The 19,213-nt window shown below is 74.2% G+C and carries 15 protein-coding genes and 3 tRNA genes; 12 read left to right on the top strand and 6 right to left on the bottom strand.

Going from position 1 to position 19,213, the window contains the following annotated elements; all coding sequences use genetic code 11:
- Window positions 1-1,379 (top strand): S1C family serine protease (locus IH25_RS0131460; protein WP_051754287.1); only part of this gene is annotated, 1,379 nt, incomplete at its 5' end.
- A 67-nt stretch (window positions 1,380-1,446) separates the two neighbouring features.
- Window positions 1,447-1,533 (top strand) — tRNA-Ser (locus IH25_RS0131465).
- A 122-nt stretch (window positions 1,534-1,655) separates the two neighbouring features.
- On the opposite strand, the gene IH25_RS40105 is transcribed toward IH25_RS0131465, so the two are convergent.
- Genes IH25_RS40105 through IH25_RS0131480 form a run of 3 tightly spaced genes read right to left on the bottom strand, consistent with a single transcriptional unit; the run spans window position 1,656 to window position 3,179 of the window.
- The gene (locus IH25_RS40105; RefSeq protein WP_245172938.1) at window positions 1,656-1,973 is read right to left on the bottom strand and encodes an NUDIX domain-containing protein; all 318 of its coding nucleotides are present in this window, start codon (window positions 1,971-1,973) and stop codon (window positions 1,656-1,658) included.
- Between the two features lie 29 nt (window positions 1,974-2,002).
- Window positions 2,003-2,245, bottom strand: coding sequence for a hypothetical protein (locus IH25_RS0131475; RefSeq protein WP_209445399.1), 243 nt, complete (start codon window positions 2,243-2,245; stop codon window positions 2,003-2,005).
- Between the two features lie 58 nt (window positions 2,246-2,303).
- Window positions 2,304-3,179, bottom strand: a complete 876-nt coding sequence (locus tag IH25_RS0131480) for a bifunctional DNA primase/polymerase (protein ID WP_030618456.1) — start codon at window positions 3,177-3,179, stop codon at window positions 2,304-2,306.
- Window positions 3,180-3,546: 367 nt separating this feature from the next.
- Here IH25_RS0131480 and IH25_RS41815 point away from each other — a divergent pair, with 367 nt between their 5' ends.
- The 3 genes from IH25_RS41815 to IH25_RS0131495 all read left to right on the top strand — a co-directional run bounded on the left by IH25_RS41815 (window position 3,547) and on the right by IH25_RS0131495 (window position 6,629).
- On the top strand, window positions 3,547-3,705 hold the full coding sequence (locus tag IH25_RS41815; RefSeq protein ID WP_167346060.1) for a hypothetical protein: 159 nt from the start codon (window positions 3,547-3,549) through the stop codon (window positions 3,703-3,705).
- 557 nt (window positions 3,706-4,262) lie between these two features.
- Window positions 4,263-4,820 carry a SigE family RNA polymerase sigma factor gene (locus IH25_RS0131490; RefSeq protein ID WP_030618458.1) on the top strand — a complete coding sequence of 186 codons (558 nt, stop codon included), beginning with the start codon at window positions 4,263-4,265 and terminating at the stop codon, window positions 4,818-4,820.
- 153 nt (window positions 4,821-4,973) lie between these two features.
- Window positions 4,974-6,629: a long-chain fatty acid--CoA ligase gene (locus tag IH25_RS0131495; RefSeq protein WP_030618460.1), complete on the top strand. Its 1,656-nt coding sequence runs from the start codon at window positions 4,974-4,976 to the stop codon at window positions 6,627-6,629.
- Between the two features lie 132 nt (window positions 6,630-6,761).
- Here IH25_RS0131495 and IH25_RS0131500 read toward each other — a convergent pair whose 3' ends face one another.
- Window positions 6,762-7,973 (bottom strand): MFS transporter, encoded by a 1,212-nt coding sequence (locus IH25_RS0131500; protein WP_030618464.1) that lies wholly within the window; start codon window positions 7,971-7,973, stop codon window positions 6,762-6,764.
- Between the two features lie 134 nt (window positions 7,974-8,107).
- Between IH25_RS0131500 and IH25_RS0131505 the strand changes: the two genes are divergently transcribed.
- Window positions 8,108-8,689 carry a TetR family transcriptional regulator gene (locus IH25_RS0131505; RefSeq protein WP_030618467.1) on the top strand — a complete coding sequence of 194 codons (582 nt, stop codon included), beginning with the start codon at window positions 8,108-8,110 and terminating at the stop codon, window positions 8,687-8,689.
- 29 nt (window positions 8,690-8,718) lie between these two features.
- On the opposite strand, the gene IH25_RS0131510 is transcribed toward IH25_RS0131505, so the two are convergent.
- The gene (locus IH25_RS0131510) at window positions 8,719-13,602 is read right to left on the bottom strand and encodes a PAS domain-containing protein (protein WP_078844520.1); all 4,884 of its coding nucleotides are present in this window, start codon (window positions 13,600-13,602) and stop codon (window positions 8,719-8,721) included.
- Window positions 13,603-13,888: 286 nt separating this feature from the next.
- Complete coding sequence (locus tag IH25_RS43235; RefSeq protein ID WP_078844521.1) at window positions 13,889-14,593, bottom strand: SSI family serine proteinase inhibitor; 705 nt, start codon at window positions 14,591-14,593, stop codon at window positions 13,889-13,891.
- Between the two features lie 208 nt (window positions 14,594-14,801).
- On the opposite strand from IH25_RS43235, the gene IH25_RS0131520 reads away from it, so the two are divergent.
- From IH25_RS0131520 to IH25_RS0131545, 6 genes are all read left to right on the top strand, one after another.
- Window positions 14,802-14,892: transfer RNA gene (locus IH25_RS0131520), tRNA-Ser, on the top strand.
- Between the two features lie 206 nt (window positions 14,893-15,098).
- Window positions 15,099-15,171, top strand: a tRNA-Arg gene (locus IH25_RS0131525).
- 157 nt (window positions 15,172-15,328) lie between these two features.
- The gene (locus IH25_RS0131530; RefSeq protein WP_030618476.1) at window positions 15,329-15,799 is read left to right on the top strand and encodes an NUDIX domain-containing protein; all 471 of its coding nucleotides are present in this window, start codon (window positions 15,329-15,331) and stop codon (window positions 15,797-15,799) included.
- Between the two features lie 44 nt (window positions 15,800-15,843).
- Window positions 15,844-16,716, top strand: coding sequence for a DUF2797 domain-containing protein (locus IH25_RS0131535; RefSeq protein WP_078844522.1), 873 nt, complete (start codon window positions 15,844-15,846; stop codon window positions 16,714-16,716).
- A gap of 109 nt (window positions 16,717-16,825) precedes the next feature.
- Window positions 16,826-17,566, top strand: a complete 741-nt coding sequence (locus IH25_RS0131540) for a response regulator transcription factor (protein WP_030618481.1) — start codon at window positions 16,826-16,828, stop codon at window positions 17,564-17,566.
- Window positions 17,563-19,203, top strand: a complete 1,641-nt coding sequence (locus IH25_RS0131545) for a sensor histidine kinase (RefSeq protein WP_030618484.1) — start codon at window positions 17,563-17,565, stop codon at window positions 19,201-19,203. Before IH25_RS0131540 ends, IH25_RS0131545 begins: the two co-directional genes overlap by 4 nt.
- The last annotated feature ends 10 nt before the right edge of the window (window positions 19,204-19,213 follow it).

Here is a 19,213-nt window from a genome sequence, read left to right on the forward strand (position 1 = left end):
CGTCCGACCAGCCCCCGACCGCCCACGGAGCGGCCCCGGCAGGGCAGGGCGCGACCCCGGCAGGCCAGGGTGCGGCCCCGGCCGGTCCGGCCCCCGACGGGTCCTGGCCGCCCCCGCCCCCGGCCACCCCCTCCCACAGCTCCTACGGCTCCTACGGCGACGGAGCCGCTTACGGCGGTGGCGGACCGTCCTACGGCGGTGACGCCGGCGGTCCGGGCACCGGCTGGGGAGCCTCCTGGCAGCAGCCCGCGCCCAAGCCGCGCGCCGGACGCGGCGGCCTGGTGGCGGCGGTCCTGGTGGCCGCGCTGGTCGCGGGCGGTCTGGGCGGCGGTCTCGGCTACACGCTGGCCAAGGACCGGGACGACCGCGGCTCCACCACGGTCTCCGCCCCCGACAGCGCCACGCAGGTCAAGCGCGCGCCGGGCACGATCGCCAACGTGGCCGCCAAGGCGCTGCCCAGCACGGTGACGATCCAGGCCGAGAGCAGCGACGGCGAGGGCGGCACCGGCACCGGGTTCGTCTTCGACACCCAGGGCCACATCGTCACCAACAACCACGTGGTCGCGGAGGCGGTGGACGGCGGCCGGCTCACGGCCACCTTCCCGAGCGGGAAGAAGTACGACGCCGAGGTCGTCGGTCACGCCCAGGGCTACGACGTCGCGGTCATCAAGCTCAAGAACGCCCCTTCCGATCTGCGGCCGCTCGCCCTCGGCGACTCCGACAAGGTGGCCGTCGGTGACGAGACGATCGCCATCGGCGCGCCCTTCGGCCTGTCCAACACGGTGACGACGGGCATCATCAGCGCCAAGGACCGTCCGGTGGCCTCCAGCGACGGCAGCTCCAGCAGCAAGGCGTCCTACATGAGCGCCCTGCAGACCGACGCGTCCATCAACCCGGGCAACTCCGGCGGCCCGCTGCTGGACGCCTCCGGGGCGGTCATCGGCATCAACTCCGCGATCCAGTCCACGGGCAGCGGCGGCTTCGGCTCCGGTCAGTCCGGATCGATCGGCCTGGGCTTCGCCATCCCGATCAACCAGGCGAAGTACGTCGCCCAGCAGCTGATCAAGACCGGCAAGCCGGTGTACGCCAAGATCGGCGCGTCCGTCTCCCTGGAGGACTCCTCCGACGGCGCGAAGATCACCGACCAGGGCACGGGCGGCGCCGCCGCGGTCGAGTCCGGCGGCCCGGCGGACAAGGCCGGCCTGAAGCCCGGCGACGTCATCACCAAGCTCGACGACCACGTGATCGACAGCGGCCCCACCCTGATCGGCGAGATCTGGACCCACGAGCCCGGCGACAAGGTCACGATCACCTACAAGCGGGGCGGCCAGGAGCACACGGTGGACCTGACGCTGGGCGCACGCGAGGGCGACAGCTGACGGGGCCACCCGCCGCGGCCGACGGGCCGGTAATCTGTACCCGCGCCGTCGGTCTCCGCCGGCGCGGGGAGGTGTGCCCGAGCGGCCTAAGGGAACGGTCTTGAAAACCGTCGTGGCAGCGATGTCACCGTGGGTTCAAATCCCACCGCCTCCGCAGAAGTTGTGGATACGCAGGTCAGAAGGGGTGCTCCTTGATGAGGGGCGCCCCTTTTGCATGCGTTCCTCTCTGAACGCGGGCCGGCCTCTGGCTGTCGGCTCAGAAGCCTGCGGCAGCCATCACGCGGGAGCGCAGGGGCTCGGTCGTGAGCATGTCGGCGAACTGCCACGAGTAGTTCGTGACCTCTTCCTCTTGCAGTTCGACCGCGTCGGCGGTGGTGCGGAACAGGAACCGGAAGTCGAAGTGCGGGTGCTCTGGTTCGTTTCCTCGGCCAGCTCGCGCAGGGCGGCGTCCCGCAGGCTTGTGTCCTCGGCCTCGATGTGCCCGCCGGGCAGCAGCCACTTGCGCAGGGCCCGGTGCCCGATGGTGAGGACGCGGCCGTCCGGGCGGACGAGGGCGGCGCCCGTCCTGTGGAAGGCGAGCTGAACCGGCCGCACGGTGCGGATGCGGCCACGGTGCGGTGCGGCTACTCCACGGCCGGGTCCTCCTGGGTCTGGCGTACCGCGCGGCGTACCGCCTGTTCGACTTCGTGGGGGTCGGTGCCCGTCGCCGCGGCCCGGGAGGTGATCGCCTCGTGCACCGCGTCCGAGGCCGCGCAGAAGCGGCGCCGCTGCTCGTCGTACGCCTCGCCGGTCAGGCCCGCCAGGCGGGCGCGTTCCTCCTCGGCGGTGCGTTCCAGCCTGATCAGTTCATCCGGTATGTCCGTCACGTTCGGATCGTAAAAGGGTTCGCGCCCTGGCGCCTGCCCAGCCGCCCGGGGCCGTCGCTCAGCGGCCTTGGTGCCCGGTCATCCGGGCCGCCGACGCGATCGTGGCGCGGGCCTCGCGCTCGGCCAGGCCGGTCGTCCGGGCCGCCTCGGTCAGGGCGTCCGCCAGGGCGGGGCCGAGGCCGTTCTCGTAGGCGCGGCAGGCCGCCCAGAACAGGCGGGTGTTGCGCTGGCCCTCGTGCGCGCAGAGGACGAAGTGGACCAGGCCGTGACCCTGGTCCCCGGGGGCGGTCGGCGCCGGGTGGCTGGACCGGGGCGGCGGGACCAGGAGGCGGAGCAGGGCCGGCGGGCAGGGGGCCGGAGGCAGCTGGGCGGTGCCGGGGGCCACGGTGTAGACGCCGTGCTCGGTGCGGGAGCCGGGGCCCACCAGGTAGCCGCCGGCGCCCCGGATGTCGATGCCGGGGGCGAGCCGGCCGGCCGAGTTGGGGACCACGGTGTCCGGCGGGCCGCTCAGCCACAGGTGACGGCCGCCGCTCGGGGTGAGTACGACGACCGTCTCCGGGATCGTGAACAGGTGGCGCAGGGCCAGTTCGCGCAGGGCGGCGGCGGAGTCCGTGCCGGACTTGGTGTCCAGGTCGACGCCGATCAGGTGGTACGGCGGCAGTCCACAGGCGATGCCGTAGCCGGTGGCCCAGGGTGCGGCGGCGAACAGGGCGCGGACGCGTCCGGGGTCGGTGGTGGCGTCGTACACGCCGTGGCCGGGGCGGCCGCAGGCGCCGTGGCAGGGCGGTCCGCCCCGGGCCGGTTCGTCGCGGTGCGGTGAGCGCAGGGCCGGGAGTTTCGTCCGGGACAGGGGGATGACGGCCAGGCCGCGCTCGGCGGCGGACAGGGCGTGCGCGAGGGCCAGTGCCGTGGCCTGCCGGTCGGTGGTGGCCATGACTCCATAGTCGTACAAGTGTTCGATGAAGGGAAGGGTGGATGTCGGTTACGCGCCGACGGGGGGTGCGTGGCGAGATCTGTGGCGGAACGATTCACCCGTTGTGTCGCTTATGGGGCGGAAGGGCTTACCGGTCCTGTCTCGGGCGGGAAACGGCTAAAGACGCCGATAGGGGTTTATCGACTTGTCATCACGCTTGAGTGCGAATCATGGCTTCCGACGTGGTTCGCCGGTGATCCGCTGGGCAACTCTGGTTCCGCGACGTCGTCCACGAGCGTCAAGGCGGCCGGCCGACCGCCTCGACACGAGCAGCGGTTCACACACTTCGGGCCCTCGGGCCGCTCAGTGCTTGGTTCTGGAGGAACACATGGCAAGCATCCGTACCGCCCGCGTTCTCGCCGCCGTCTCCGCCCTGCCGCTCGCGGCCGTCCTCTTCACCGGTGTCGCGGCGGCGGACAACGGCGCCTTAGCGGCCGACGGATCGAACGCCGGGGGCGGCGGGGGTGCTCGGCAGCGGTGTCGGTGACAACCGCAACGCGTCCGTCAACTTCACGCCGTTGTGGGGGTGAGTGTCTGGGGCATGAGTTCGTGGGGTGGGTGAGTTCGTGGGGGTGAGTTCCTAGGGGGCTCCGTCGAGGTTCTTCGTGGGGAGGGGCCTCGTGGGGTGAGGTGCTTCAGGGTCGTGACACGGCTGCGCGGCGGTTGCTTCGGTGCCGCCGCGTTGTCGTGTCCGGCGACCTTGACAGCAGCTGGAGGAGTTCGGTTCTGCGGCAGGGAGCGGGCGGGACTCCGTGGCCGAGCGGCGGCTGCCGCCGAACACCCGCGGGGGTCCCGGCATCAGGGCTGGTCCTGACCTCGTACGGGTGAGTCCTCAGGGCCGTACCCGGTCACTCCCCAGGGTCGTCTCCGGTGGCTCCTCGGGGTCGTACTCGGCGGCTCCTCAGGGTCGTACCCGCAGACGGGGCGGACCCGTGCTCCACCTTCAGGAGGTGGAGGCAGCCCTACCCCTACAACCTGAGGGGGACCCGCCATCAGGACCTGCGGCCGATACCCGGGCGGGGTCCCCGCTCCTAGCGTGGAGCCATGACCACACCCGTCTGCACCAGCGCCTCGGCCGCCGCCGCACCCAGGCGGCAGACCCCCCTCTATCCGACGTTCGCGGCGTACGTGCGGGCCCGCCAGCCGGTCCTGCTGCGCACCGCGCGCTCGCTGACCGCGAACCCGAACGACGCCGAGGACCTGCTGCAGACCGCGCTGGCCAAGACCTATGTCGCCTGGGAGCGGATCGAGGACCACCGGGCGCTGGACGGCTATGTGCGCCGGGCGCTCGTGAACACCCGTACCTCCCAGTGGCGCAAGCGCCGGGTGGACGAGTTCGCCTGCGAGGAGCTGCCCGAGCCCGAGCCGCTGCCCCAGGGCGAGGACCCGGCCGAGCGGCAGGCGCTGCGCGACGCGATGTGGCGGGCGGTGCTGAGGCTGCCGGCGCGCCAGCGGGCGATGGTCGTCCTCAGGTACTACGAGGACCTGAGCGAGGCCCAGACCGCCGAGCTGCTCGGGGTGTCGGTGGGCACGGTGAAGTCGGCGGTCTCCCGGGCGCTGGGCAAGCTGCGCGAGGACCCGGAGCTGACCCCGGCCCGCTAGACCGCCGCGCCCGTGGTGACCACCGGCCCGCCGGAGAACTCCGCCCTCGGTGACCGGAGCGTGACGCACCCCCTAGTGACATACCGCGTGGTATGTGCGCAGAATCAGCGCAACCTCTACCACCGCGTAGGCAATGTCGCCCGGGAGGACTCCGTGCTGAGCACCATGCAGGACGTACCGCTGCTGATCTCCAGGATCCTGACCCACGGGTCCACGGTCCACGGATCGTCGCGGGTGACCACCTGGACCGGGGAGTCCGAGCCGCACCGGCGCACCTTCGCCGAGATCGGGGCCCGTGCCGCCCGGCTGGCCCACGCCCTGCGGGACGAGCTGGGCGTGACCGGCGACGACCGGGTCGGCACGCTCATGTGGAACAACTCGGAGCACGTCGAGGCGTACTTCGCCGTGCCGTCCATGGGCGCGGTGCTGCACACCCTCAATCTGCGACTGCCCGCCGAGCAGTTGGTGTGGATCGTCAACCACGCGGCCGACAAGGTCGTCATCGTCAACGGCTCGCTGGTCCCGCTGCTCGCGCCGCTGCTCCCGCAGCTGCCGACGGTCGAGCACATCGTCGTCTCCGGTCCCGGCGACCGCGCCCCGCTGGCCGGTGCCGCCGCCCGGGTGCACGAGTACGAGGAGCTGATCGCCGGCCGGCCCGACCACTACGACTGGCCCGAGCTGGACGAACGCCAGGCCGCCGCCATGTGCTACACCTCCGGTACGACCGGCGAGCCCAAGGGCGTGGTCTACAGCCACCGTTCGGTCTACCTGCACTCCATGCAGGTCAACATGGCCCAGTCGATGGGCCTGACCGACCAGGACACCTCCCTGGTGGTGGTGCCGCAGTTCCATGTGAACGCGTGGGGGCTGCCGCACGCCACCTTCATGACCGGCGTGAACCTGCTGATGCCGGACCGCTTCCTCCAGCCGGCCCCGCTCGCCGAGATGATCGAGTCCGAACGGCCCACCCACGCGGCGGCCGTCCCGACCATCTGGCAGGGCCTGCTCGGCGAGCTCACCGCGCGGCCACGGGACGTCTCCTCCCTCGCCCAGGTCACCATCGGTGGCGCGGCCTGCCCGCCGTCCCTGATGACGGCCTTCGACAAGCTGGGCATGCGGGTCTGCCACGCCTGGGGCATGACGGAGACCTCCCCGCTGGGCACGGTGGCCCGCCCGCCGGCTCACGCGGCCGGCACCGACGAGGAGTTCCGCTACCGCGTCACCCAGGGCCGCTTCCCGGCGGGCGTCGAGGCCCGCCTCACCGGTCCCGACGGCGCGCGCCTGCCCTGGGACGGCGAGTCGGCCGGCGAGCTGGAGGTGCGCGGCCCCTGGATCGCGGGCGCCTACTACAACGGCCCCGACGCCGAACCCCTGCGCCCCGGCGACAAGTTCAGCGCGGACGGCTGGCTGAAGACCGGGGACGTCGGCACCGTCTCCCCCGACGGCTATCTCACCCTCACCGACCGGGCCAAGGACGTCATCAAGTCCGGCGGTGAGTGGATCTCCTCGGTCGAGCTGGAGAACGCGCTGATGTCCCACCCGGACGTGGCCGAGGCCGCCGTGGTCGCCGTACCCGACGACAAGTGGGGCGAGCGCCCGCTGGCCACGGTCGTCCTGCGGCCCGGCGCGAGCGCCGACTTCCTGGCCCTGCGCACCTTCCTCGCCGAGGAGGTCCGGATCGCCCGCTGGCAGCTGCCCGAGCGCTGGACCACCGTCGAGTCGGTCCCGAAGACGAGCGTGGGCAAGTTCGACAAGAAGGTGCTGCGCCGGCGGTACGCGGAGGGGGAACTGGAGGTCACCCGCCTGTGACGGCGGTACGGACGCCCCGGCCGTGACGGTCGCGGGTACGTGCCCGGCCCTCTCCTGTCGCTGAACGAGGCCGGGGCCGGAGCCCACACGTGGTGGGTTCCGGCCCCGGCCTGCGGTGTCGGCGTCTCGGCGTCAGCGCCGGCCGGTCCGCAGCGTCGTCGCCCAGCCCAGCGCCAGCCACACGCCCGCCACCGCGCACACCCCGGCCCAGCCCCAGTGTCCGAAGGCGGGCCCCGCGGCGGCCGAGGCGAGGGCGCCGCCGGCGAAGCCCGAGACGACGTAGGCCGTGTTGGCGGTGGCCGGTGTGGTGGTCGTGGTCAGGGCCACGGTCTGGTTGGCCACGTGCGAGGCGACCAGGGCCGCGTGGATCGCGATCGCGGCGGCGAACAGCGCCGGCAGCACGTGCCCGCCGAGCCAGAACAGCGGTACGGCGACGGCGGCCAGCGCGAACGCGGTGCCGACGACCCGCGCGGCACCGAACCGGTCCACCAGGCCGCCCGCCAGCGGCGCCACCGCGCTCGCGGTCAGCCCGAAGAGGCCGAAGAGCCCGGCGGTCGCGGTGGACAGGCCGTACGCCGGCCCGGTCAGCAGCAGGGACAGCGAGGTCCACAGGGCGCTCCAGGCGCCGAACATCCCCGCCTGCCGGAGGCACGCCCGGCGCAGCTCGGGGGAGCGGCGCAGCAGCCCCGGCAGCTCGGCTATCCCGGAGAACAGCCCGCCCTGCCGCGCCGGCCGGTCGGACGGCAGGGCCAGCGCGGTGGCCAGCCCCAGGGCCAGGGTGAGGACGGCGGACCCGGCGAACACCCAGCGCCAGCCGAGGCCCTGCCCGGCGAGGCCGCCGAGCACCCGGGCCGCGACGATGCCGGTGAACAGCCCGGCGATGACGGCGGCGACGTGCCGGGCACGCCGGTCGGCCGGGGCGCGGGCGGCCACCAGCGGGACCAGCAGCTGCGGGATGACGGTCGCCGCGGCGGCGACGAAGACGGCGGCGGCCAGGGCCGCGGTGCCCGGTGCCACGGCCGCGGCGAGCAGCGCGACCGTGGTGGCGACGGAGAGCCAGGCGACGAGCGGGCGGCGGTTGACGCGGTCGCCGAGCGGCGCGAAGAAGAGCAGGCCGGCGGCGTAACCGAGCTGCGCCACGGAGGCGATCCAGGCGACGGCCGACGGGGTGGTGCCGAAGTCGTGGGAGATCAGCGGGAGCAGCGGGGCCGCGAGGTAGATGTTGGCGGCCGTGACGGCGGTGCAGACGGCGATGAGCAGGAGGAAGAGGGAGCCGGAGGCCGGTCGCTCACGGATGGGTTCCCGGACGGGCGATGCCTGGTGGGTGGTGGTGGCTGACGGCATGGGGGGAGCTTCTCCTTAGAGCCGGCTCACACAACTAACTGGTTGGTTGACAGACGTCAACAGCGTGCGTCAGCGTCCGCATTCCCGTCAACCAAATAGTTGGTTACCGACTCCCGGGCGCCTACCCTGTCCCCATGGCAACAGTGAGGGACCCCGAGGCCACCAAGGCCCGGATCTTCGAGGCGGCGGTCGCCGAGTTCTCCCGGCACGGCATCGCGGGCGCCCGCATCGACCGCATCGCCGCCGCGGCCAAGGCCAACAAGCAGCTGATCTACGCCTACTTCGGCAACAAGGCGGAGCTGTTCACGCAGGTCCTCGGCCGGTGCATGGTCGACCTGGCCTCGGCCGTGCCCGTCGACCCCGACGACGTCGACGGCTGGGTGGACCGCCTCCTCGACTACCACGCCACCCACCCCGAGCTGCTGCGCCTGCTCTTCTGGGAGGGCATCGAGTACGGCACCGCCGAACTGCCCGACGAGGAGGCCCGCCAGGACCACTACGCCCGCAAGGTCACCCAGATCCGGGACGCCCAGGAACGGGGTGTCATCACGGACACCATCCCGGCCGGCGACCTGCTGATCCTGCTGATCTCCCTGACGAACTGGGTCTCCGCGGTCCCGCAGATGCGGCGCATCCTCGCGGGCCCGGGGGACGGCGACCAGGACCGCCTGCGGACCTCCGTGAAGGAGGCGGCCCGCAGGCTGGTCGCGCGCTAGTCCGTTGCCGTGTCCGGCAGGCGGGGAGCCTAGTTGGTGCCGATCCGGGCCAGCAGGTCGACGATCCTGCTCTGCACCTCGGTGCTGGTGGACCGCTCGGCGAGGAACAGCACGGTCTCGCCGGAGGCCAGCCGGGGCCGGTCGGCCTGGTCGACGGCGGCGGTGTAGACGACCAGCGGGGTGCGGTTGAGCTGCCCGTTCGCCCGCAGCCAGTCCACGATCCCGGCGCGGCGGCGGTGCACCTGCATCAGGTCCATCACCACCAGGTTCGGCCGGAACTGCCCCGCCAGCGTCACCGCGTCGTTGTCGCTCGCGGCCCGCGCCACCTGCATCCCGCGCCGCTCCAGCGTCGTGGTCAGCGCCAGTGCGATCTCCGCGTGCTCCTCGATGAGCAGCACCCGCGGCGGATGCTGCTCGCTGTCCCGGGGCGCCAGCGCCTTCAGCAGTACGGCGGGATCGGCGCCGTACGCCGCCTCGCGCGACGCCTGGCCGAGCCCGGCCGTGACCAGCACCGGCACCTCGGCCGCCACGGCGGCCTGACGCAGCGACTGCAGGGCCGTCCGGGTGATGGGCCCGGTCAGCGGGTCCACGAAGAGCGCGGCGGGGAAGGCCGCGATCTGCGCGTCGACCTCCTCGCGCGAGTGCACGATGACCGGCCGGTAGCCGCGGTCGCTGAGCGCCTGCTGGGTCGTCACGTCCGGCGCGGGCCACACCAGCAGCCGGCGCGGGTTGTCCAGCGGCTCCGGGGGCAGCTCGTCGTCCAGCGGCTGCGGGCGCGGGGTGTCCGCCACCTCCACGGCCCCGCCCGGACCGTCCAGCGGCTCCGGTCCCTCGGCGGCGTCGGGCTCCGGGGCGCCGATGGCGTACGACCGCCCGGCACCCTCGGTACCGGGGGCCGGCCGTCCCGGCATGGGCGGCTGACCGGCCGGCGAGGGCTGCGGCGCCTGGGGCCGGCCGACGGGTGCCGGGTGCCCGGGCACCGGCTCGGCCGCCGGGTGCGGCCGGGCGTCCTGGCGGGCGGCCGGGTCCGGGGGCGTGCCCAGCTTGCGCCGGCGGCCGGAACCGCCGGGCGCGTGCGGCGGCGGGGTCGCCGTCGGCTGCTGCACCTGCGCGGCCTGCCGGGCGAACGGCACGCCCTGTCCGAGCGTTCGCACGGAGATCGCCCGGCCCTGCGTCGAGTCCGGGTCGACCGGTGTGCCGCCCGCGGCCTCGGCGGGCAACGGCTGCGCGGCACGCGGCGGTTGACCGGCGTGGGGGGCGGCGGGAGCGGCAGGTGTGGTGGGGGCCGGGGTGCCGTGCGCCGGTGTGGGAGCCGGGAGCGGGGTTCCCGCGCCGGCGGTGTCGCCGGCACCCGGCCACTGCGGCGGGACGCCGGCCGCGGGGCCGCCGACGGGCGGCGCGGGCACGGGCCGGGCCCCCGGCGCCTGACCGGGCGCGGCCTCGGCGGGCAACGGCAGCGGGCCCGGACCCGCCACCGGGGTACCGGCGGGCGGGGTGCCCGGCTGCGCGGCGGCCGGAGCCTGCGGGGCCCGCGCGGGGGTGGGCTGCCCGGCGGCACCCTCGACGGGAGTGCCCTGGGCGGGAGTGTTCTGGGCGGGCATGCCGTGGGCGGGGGTGCCCTGGGGCGGCGTGGCCGGGGCCGGGGCCGCCGGGGCGGGCGCCGCCGGCGCGGACGGGGGCTGTCCCGGCGTGCCCTGGGCGGGTACGGGGGCGGCGCCGGGCCGGGCGCCGGGAGCCACGGGACCGCTCTGGAGGGGACCGCCCTGGAGGGGGATGCCCTGCCCGATCGTGCCCTGCGCGGCCGTGCCCTGCGCCGGAACGCCGGGCGCGGGGACGTGCGGACCGGGAACCGGCGGTACGGCGGCGGTCCCCTGCGGCACCTGGCCGTCAGCGTCCGGCACCGGCAGGGGCCGGGCCTGGCCGGGTACGGTCCCCGGCGCCACCGCCTGGGCGGCCTCGGCGGGCTGCGCCACGGCCCGGCGCCGGCGGCCGGTCGGTGCGCTGGTCGGGTGAGGCTGCGGCGGGGTGTGGTCCTCGGCCTGGTCGAGCGGTACGGCGTCGTGACGCCCGTCGACACCCGGCAGCCCCTCGACGGACACCGGCATCTGGGCGGGCAACTGCACCTGACCGGGCAGCGGCCCGGCACCGGGAACGCGCGGCCGACCGCCCTCGGCGATCCCGGCCCCCGGAGCGACGGGCGTACCGGCCACACCGGCGTCCGGCGCCGTGGGCACACCGGCACCGGGAGCCACCGGTACGGCCGTACCCGCGCCCGGGACCGTACCCGCGCCCGGGACCGTACCGTCGCTCGGGACCACGCCCGCGCCCGGGACCGGAGCCGTATCACTCATCGGGGCCGGAGTCTCCTGCGTCCCCTCAGCCCCATGGGTCCCGTCGGCCTCATGGGTTCCGTCTGTCGCGGGGGACCGGTCGGCGTCGGCCGGAGGCAGGGCGAAGACCGTGCGCGGACCGCTCGCCTCCTGCGCCGCGGCACGCTCCGCTGCGGCGGCCAGCGCGCGCCGGCGCCGCCCGCCCGGCGCCGCTTCGGCACCGGCCGCGGACCCGGCTTCGGCCGCCGGAAGGGCGGGCGGCAGGGCGGCCTGCGGCGCGGCGTCCACCTCGTGGCGGGCGGGCCGGCCCGTGCCCACGGGCACACCCTGCGGCGGTACGGTGCCGCCCAGCCCCGTACCCGAGGCGGCGGCCCCCGCGCTCTGCTCGGCCGAGGTCACGACGGCTCCTTCGGCCACGCCGGCGCCCTCACCGGTACCCGCGTCCACACCGTCGGCCGGCCGGGCGCGGCGCCGTCCGGTCCCGCCGGACGCGCTCTCCGCGCCCTCGGCCGCAACCGCGCCGGTCTCCCCGGCGGGCGCGGCGGCCCGCCGCCGGCGCCGTCCGGTCGGGGCCGGTGCCTCGATCTCACCGGTGTCACCGGCACCGGCCAGGTCACTTTCCAGGAAGGCGTCGGTGGAGGACCGGCGGGCCCGCCGCCGGCCACCCCCGCCGCCCTGCTCGGCCGCGCCGGCGTCGTCCCCGGCGGCCTCACCGGCGTCCGGCAGCGGCGCGGCGGCCACGGCGTCCGGCAGCGGCGCACCGGCGACAGCGTCCGGCAGCGGCCCGCCGGCCACGGCATCCGGCAGCGGTCCGCCGGGCACGGCACCGGCCACGGCGCCCGCGATGCGCGCGCCGGCGGCGTCCAGGGCCTGCGGGGCGATCGCGCCCGCTCCGCCTCCGAGGGGCACTTCGAGGACGTACGCGCTGCCGCTCATGCCCGGCACCTCGTGCGTCTGGAGCACGCCTCCATGGGCGCGCACGATCCCGCGCACGATCGGCTCGTGCACCGGGTCTCCCCCGGCGTACGGCCCGCGTACCTCGATCCGCGCGACCTCGCCCCGCTGGGCGGCGGCGACCACGACGGTGTTGTCCAGGTAACCGCCGGCCGACACGGGCGTGTTGCCGGTGGCGTCGACCCCGGCGACGTCCGCGACGAGGTGCGCGAGCGCCACGGCGAGCCGCTGCGGGTCGACCTCGGCCTCGATGGGCGGCGCGTGCACGGCGAACTGCACCCGCCCCGGCCCGATCAGTTCGACGGCCCCGTCCACACCGGCGGCGACGACGGCGTCCAGCATCACCTTCGTACGGGTGATGTCCTCGGTGCCCGTGTCCAGCCGCTGGTAGCCGAGGACGTTGTCGATGAGGGTGGTGATCCGGGAGTACCCGGCGGACAGGTGGTGCAGCACCTGGTTGGCCTCGGGCCACAGCTGGCCGGCGTCGTCGGCCGCCAGCGCGGACAGCTCGCGCCGCAGCTCGTCCAGCGGCCCGCGCAGCGACTGCCCGAGCAGGGTCAGCAACTGCTCGTGCCGCCCGGAGAGGGCCTCGTACCGGTCCTTCTCCCGCTCGGCCAGCGCCGCGTACCGCTCCTCGCCGGCCGCCAGCTCCTCCGCGTGCTTCTCGCGCTGCTCCTCGACCTCGGCGTCGTGCTGCCGGCGCAGTTCCTCGATCTCGGCGACGTGCTGCTGGCGCAGCGCGGTCAGGTCGGAGGCGTGTTCCTCGGAGAGCCGCTCCAGCTCGTCGGCGTGCGCCTTCTCCAGCGCGGCCTTCTCCTCCACCACCGCGTCGTACGGCCGGCGGTCGGTGAAGGTCATCACGGCGCCGACGAGCTGGTCGCCGTCCCGCACCGGCGCGGTGGTCAGGTCGACCGGCACCTTCTGGTCGCCCTTGGACCACAGCACCTGGCCGCGCACCCGGTGCTTGCGGCCGGAGCGCAGGGTGTCGGCGAGCGGCGACTCGTCGTACGGGAAGGGCGAGCCGTCGGCGCGCGAGTGCAGCACGAGGGTGTGCAGCTCCTTGCCGCCCAGCTCACCGGCCCGGTACCCCAGTATCTGGGCGGCGGCCGGGTTGACCAGCACGATCCGCCCGTCGGTGTCGGTGCCCACGACACCTTCCGCGGCCGCCCGCAGGATCATCTCGGTCTGCCGCTGCGAGCGGGCCAGCTCCGCCTCGGTGTCGACGGTCCCGGACAGATCCCGGACCACGATCATCAGCAGCTCGTCGCCGGTGTAGCCGTAACCGTCGTACGCCTGCTGCCCGTTCTCCAGGTTCGCGCTGGTCACCTCGACCGGGAACTCGGTTCCGTCGGTGCGCCGCGCGACCATCCGGGTGGGCTTGGTCCGCCCCTGCGGGGCCATGTGGTCGGGCCGCCGCATCGAGCCGGGGATGAGCCGCGAGTCGAACTGCGGCAGCAGGTCGAGCAGCCCACGGCCGACGAGAGCCGTGCCCGGCGTCTCGAAGGCCTCCAGCGCGATGGTGTTGGCGTTGACGACGGTTCCGTTGGCGTTGACCAGGACCAACGCGTCCGGCAGCGCGTCGAGTATGGCTGCGAGGCGAGCAGCGCCTCGGGATGGCCTGCTGCTCACGAGACGCCTTCCTCCCTGTTACCGCACCTTGCCGACCGCTCGGGCCATCTTGCCAAGGGGCCCGCGACGTGTCACGCGAGGGAGTCTAAGGGCACGGGTCGTCCTCGCGGCGCCGGATGGCGGGGAGGTCCCACGAGGAAGTGACGGCGAACGCATGACCGATACCCCGGCTGCGCGAGACCTTCCCGGCTCCTTTACGGAACCGGCGCGCCCGCCGAACCCACACGTCACGCCCGCCGCCGGCGGTCGGGTCGGCCCGACGGGAGCCACCGGTCCAGGGCTCGGCTCAGACGGGGGTGCGGGTTCGTGGGGTGGCCTGGAGAGGGGTGCCGGTACGTGGGCCGGCCTGGGCCGGGTTGCCGGTCTGTGGGTCGGTGCGGGCGGGGCCGCCAGTCCTTGGGTCGACGGGGGCGGGGCTGCCGTTCTGCGGCCCGGCCCAAGAGGAGCCGCCGATGCGCGGCAGCAGGGGCACCATGTGGTCCCACCGGGCGATCCGGCACCCGTCCCCGCGGTCGTACGTGGCGTCGACCGGGCGTCCGGCCCAGGTGCCGGTGATCCGGGCGGTGGCCGGACCGCCGTGGACCATGGCGCAGACGGTGCCGGGGGCGACCGGCGCGAAGGGATCCCGCCCCCACCGCGTGTTCTCGTCGAGCACCCGGCAGGCCCCGGCGACATCCGGGTGCCGGCCGGACTCGGGGTGGCAGCGCACGTCGTACCTCCCGTCCCGCCCGACACCGGCGTGCCGGATCACGACGGTGAGGTGATCACCCTGGTCCTCGGGCCGGACGGGGGGCGGCATGGCCCCGGACGGGCGGTCCTCGGGCCGGACCGGCGGCGGCATGGCCCCGGCCGCGGCGGCGGGTACGGCGGCGAGGGGGAGGAGGCAGGCGGCGACGGCGAGGGACGCCAGGACACGGTGGCGGCACCGCGCGATGACCGACGGGATGGACGGGACGGGTGGGACCGGAAGGACCGGCAGGACGGAGACCATGCCCTGTCAACGCCGGACGGGCCGCGACGTTGCGCCGCGCCGTCCGGGAGGTCGGACCGTGCCGTCCGGGACGCTGGGCCATTCCCTCGGGAAGCCCTTTGCCCTGTGGCCCGACTGCCTAGTACCGTGGGGGGCGATTGGTGACAGGGCACTCGCCTGTGTCATCATCTGCACGCACCACTCGCGCGCTCGCGTGAGCGGTTGTGCTGGAGGCGTCGCCTAGTCCGGTCTATGGCGCCGCACTGCTAATGCGGTTTGGGCCTTAAAGCCCATCGAGGGTTCAAATCCCTCCGCCTCCGCTCCCAACCGAAGCCCCGGTCCCCAGGACCGGGGCTTCGTCGTTCCCCCGGTTCACTCCCCCCACCCTGAGTCTGCGGACGTTTCCGCAGGTCAGAGGGGGTACGGGGACCGGATTTCACATGACGGCGGCAGTCATGTAATGTTCTTCCTGTCGCCGCGAGCGGGCCGAAAGGACCGGGAGCGAAGGCAGAAAATAAGAAAACAAGCACTCGTAGCTTAACGGATAGAGCATCTGACTACGGATCAGAAGGTTGCAGGTTCGAATCCTGCCGAGTGCACACAGGTGAGAGGCCCCGGAGAAATCCGGGGCCTCTTGCGTTTCAGGGGCGTACAGCGGCGGAGTACAGCAACCCCGTCAGCCGGCACCGCTGAGGTGTGGCCCACTGGCCGAGACGCCCGCGTCGCATCTACGCCGGTGAACGGAGAAGGGTGACCATGGCGCGGACCGAGTACTACGACGATTCGGCGGCACCGGATCCGAACAGCTTGGTGGTCGCCGCGTCCGCCGTGGTGACCGACGACGAGGGACGCATTCTCCTCCAGCGCCGACGGGACAACGATCTCTGGGCGCTGCCAGGCGGCGGTATGGAGATGACCGACTCACTCCCGGGAACAGCCGTCCGCGAGGTGAAGGAGGAGACCGGCCTGGACGTGGAGATCACCGGGCTCGTGGGCACGTACACCGACCCTCGTCACGTCATCGCCTACTCGGACGGTGAGGTGCGCAGGCAGTTCAATGTCTGCTTCACCGCCCGTGTGGTCGGCGGCCGGCTCGCGATCTCGGACGAGTCGACGGAGGTGCGGTTCGTCCAGCCGGAGGAGATCGATCAGCTGCCGATGCACCACACGCAGCGGCTGCGGATCCGTCACTTCCTGGAAGGCCGGGATCGGCCCTATCTCGGCTGATTCGGCCCGGGGTGTGTCGGACCCACCCCGTACCCTCCCCGGTGATGGCACAGGTCTGGAGATGTTCGGGGCTTCGCTGGTCGGTGGATGGGCCGGTGTTGGTGTGGGGTGGTGGGCGGCGTAGCGCGCTGGCCCGGGGGAGGCGGATCGCCTTTGCCGTGCCGGAGGGGGGTGTGCGGGCGTGTGCCGGGGCGCGGGGGAACGAGTGTCCGGTGCGGGCCGTCGTACCGGGACGGAGTACGGGCGGCCGGTGCGAGGAGTGCGCGCGGCTGGCGCGGGCGCACTCGGTGGCCGCCGACACGGTCGCCGACGACCCCCGGCCGTACCGGGTCTACCTGGCCTGGTTCGGGCCGGGCCTGGTGAAGGCCGGCATCACCGCCGTGGAGCGCGGACCGGCCCGGCTGCTCGAACAGGGCGCCGTCTGTTTCAGCTGGCTCGGCACCGGTCCGCTGATGGCCGCCCGGCGCGCCGAGGAGCTGCTGCGGGCCGCGCTGCGCGTGCCGGACCGGGTTCCGTACACCGAGAAGCGGGCGGTCCGGTCGGCACTGCCGGGCACCGAAGCGGAGCGTGTCGCCGAGGTGCGGGAGCTGCACGCGCGGGCCGTCGCGCTCGCCGGGTGGCCGGAGTCGCTGCGCGCCGAGCCCTGCCAGGTCGTGGACCACGTGGGGGTGTTCGGGCTCGCGGGGGTCCCGGAGGCGTACGGCGAGGTGCTGGAACTCGTGCCGGGCGGGAGCGTGCGCGGGGAGCTGGTCGCGGCCGCCGGACCCGATCTCCATCTGGCCGTCGGCGGGCGCGGAGCCGTCGTCCTCGACACCCGGCTGATGACGGGGTGGGAGCTGGTGCCGGCCGAAGGGGCGGTGGACGGATGCGCTTTCCCCGTCCGGGAGTTCGGCAGGGAGCCGGACGGGCTGTTCTGACCGGCGGGGCACCGCCGGTATCCGGCTCCCGGGCCGCCCCAGGCGTTTCTCAGAGAAAACACAGAATCCGGAAAGCGTCTTCTCAGAGCGCCCCGACAGGGTGACCGGCATGACCACGACCTCGCCCCAGGGGCGCACCGAACTGCTGAGGCCGGACGGGAGCCCCGTCCGCGTGCTTGTGGTGGACGACGAGCTGTCGATCACCGAACTGCTGAGCATGGCCCTGCGCTACGAGGGCTGGCAGATCAGGAGCGCGGGCGACGGACAGGGGGCCGTCCAGGCGGCCCGCGAGTTCCGGCCCGACGCCGTCGTGCTCGACATGATGCTGCCGGACATGGACGGCCTGTCCGTGCTCGGGCGGCTGCGGCGCGAACTGCCGGACGTGCCCGTGCTGTTCCTCACCGCCAAGGACGCGGTGGAGGACCGTATCGCCGGGCTCACCGCCGGCGGCGACGACTACGTCACCAAGCCGTTCAGCCTGGAGGAGGTCGTCGCCCGGCTGCGCGGGCTGATCCGCCGGTCGGGCGCCACCGACCGGCGCTCCGACTCCGTGCTCGTCGTGGGCGACCTGACCCTGGACGAGGACAGCCACGAGGTCTTCCGGGGCGGTGAGTCCATCCACCTCACCGCCACCGAGTTCGAACTGCTGCGCTTCCTCATGCGCAACCCCCGGCGGGTGCTCAGCAAGGCGCAGATCCTGGACCGCGTGTGGTCGTACGACTTCGGCGGCCAGGCCAATGTCGTGGAGCTGTACATCTCCTACCTGCGGCGGAAGATCGACGCCGGGCGCGAGCCGATGATCCACACGCGGCGGGGGGCCGGTTATCTGATCAAGCCCGCCGCGTCGTGAGCGGACGGCGGCGGCCCGGTCCGCGACGGCGCCGGACGGGTCAGCCGCGCACCCTGCGGACCCGGCTCGTCGTCGCGTCCGTGACGCTGATCGCGGTGGTGTGCGCGGTGATCGGCACGGTGACCACGCTGGCGCTGCGCTCGCATCTGTACGGCCAACTGGACGAGCAGCTGCGAGAGGCCACGGCGCGCGCGTCGGGCGCCTTCGCGCCGCCCGGCCCGGACACGGGCATCGGCCTGCCCGGCCAGGGAGCCCGCCAGCCGCGCCGCACGCCGGCCGACCTCGGCGAGTTCGTCAGGCACGGTCCCCAGCCCAGCGGCACGGTCGCGGCCGTCGTCAACGGCGGCGCCGTCGGCTACGGCAAGGTCGGCGAGAAGTCCGCGTCCACGTTCGCCATGAGCGCCAAGGACCTCACCGACGCCCAGAAGAGCGCGCTCGGGGAGGTGGCCCGGGACGGCAGGGCGCACACCGCGCGGCTGCCGGGGCTCGGCACGTACCGGGTCCAGTACCGGAGTGGCTACTACGTCGGCATCCCCACCCGGGAGACCGACAGCAACATCAACACCCTCATCCTGGTCGAAGTCTGCGTCACCGCCGCCGGACTCGTCGCCGCCGCCATCGCCGGCTACGTGCTCGTCGGTGTCGCCACCCGCCCCCTGCGCAGGGTCGCCGCCACCGCCACCCGCGTCTCCGAACTGCCACTGCACACCGGCGAGGTGAACCTCAGCGAGCGGGTCCCGGTGGCGGAGTGCGACCCGCACACGGAGGTCGGCCGGGTCGGCGCCGCGCTCAACCGGATGCTGGATCACGTCCACGGCGCCCTGCACGCCCGCCAGCAGAGCGAGACACGGGTACGCCAGTTCGTGGCCGACGCCAGCCACGAGCTGCGCACCCCGCTCGCCTCCATCCGCGGCTACGCCGAACTCACCCGACGCGGACACGAGGAGATCGGCCCCGACACCCGGCACGCCCTCGGGCGGATCGAGTCCGAGGCCGGGCGGATGAGCCTGCTCGTGGAGGACCTGCTGCTGCTCGCCCGGCTCGACGCGGGCCGGCCGCTCCAGTGGGAGCACACCGATCTGGTCCCGCTGGTCGTCGACACCGTCAGCGACTCCCGCGCGGCGGGCCCGGACCACACCTGGCGGCTCGACCTGCCCGACGCGCCGGCCCTGGTCTCGGCGGACCCGGTGCGCATCCAGCAGGTGCTGGTCAACCTGCTGGGCAACGCCCGCAAGCACACCCCGCCCGGTACGACCGTCACCGCGCGGGTGCGCCGGCACGGGCCGTGGATGTGCGTGGACGTGGAGGACGACGGGCCGGGCATCCCGGCCCGGCTGCTGCCGCACGTCTTCGAGCGGTTCGCCCGGGGTGACTCCGCGCGCTCCCGGGCCACCGGGTCCACGGGCCTCGGGCTCGCCATCGTGCAGGCCGTGGCCGCCGCGCACGGGGGCGCCGTGACCGTGGACAGCGCGCCCGGCCGCACGGTGTTCACGCTGCACCTGCCCGCCCTGCCCGCCCTGCCCGCCGCCGGCCCCGTACGGGAAGCGCACCCCACCGCCCCGGCCCCGGCAGCACCCCCGCGTCCCCACTCACAGCCGCAGCACAGCGCCACCACATGGGCGCGACAGGGGGCCTGAGAAGAGTCGG

The organism is Streptomyces achromogenes subsp. achromogenes (assembly GCF_000720835.1).
In the GTDB taxonomy this organism is placed as follows: domain Bacteria; phylum Actinomycetota; class Actinomycetes; order Streptomycetales; family Streptomycetaceae; genus Streptomyces; species Streptomyces achromogenes.

What these genes read in the sequence shown, in the direction of transcription:
- IH25_RS0131500 (WP_030618464.1), bottom strand. Translation starts at nt 7,973, where the DNA reads ATGCCGTCAGCCACCACCACCCACCAGGCATCGCCCGTCCGGGAACCC.
- IH25_RS0131480 (WP_030618456.1), bottom strand. Translation starts at nt 3,179, where the DNA reads ATGGCCACCACCGACCGGCAGGCCACGGCACTGGCCCTCGCGCACGCC.
- IH25_RS0131490 (WP_030618458.1), top strand. Translation starts at nt 4,263, where the DNA reads ATGACCACACCCGTCTGCACCAGCGCCTCGGCCGCCGCCGCACCCAGG.
- IH25_RS0131535 (WP_078844522.1), top strand. Translation starts at nt 15,844, where the DNA reads ATGGCACAGGTCTGGAGATGTTCGGGGCTTCGCTGGTCGGTGGATGGG.
- IH25_RS43235 (WP_078844521.1), bottom strand. Translation starts at nt 14,593, where the DNA reads ATGGTCTCCGTCCTGCCGGTCCTTCCGGTCCCACCCGTCCCGTCCATC.
- IH25_RS41815 (WP_167346060.1), top strand. Translation starts at nt 3,547, where the DNA reads ATGGCAAGCATCCGTACCGCCCGCGTTCTCGCCGCCGTCTCCGCCCTG.
- IH25_RS0131530 (WP_030618476.1), top strand. Translation starts at nt 15,329, where the DNA reads ATGGCGCGGACCGAGTACTACGACGATTCGGCGGCACCGGATCCGAAC.
- IH25_RS0131505 (WP_030618467.1), top strand. Translation starts at nt 8,108, where the DNA reads ATGGCAACAGTGAGGGACCCCGAGGCCACCAAGGCCCGGATCTTCGAG.
- IH25_RS0131540 (WP_030618481.1), top strand. Translation starts at nt 16,826, where the DNA reads ATGACCACGACCTCGCCCCAGGGGCGCACCGAACTGCTGAGGCCGGAC.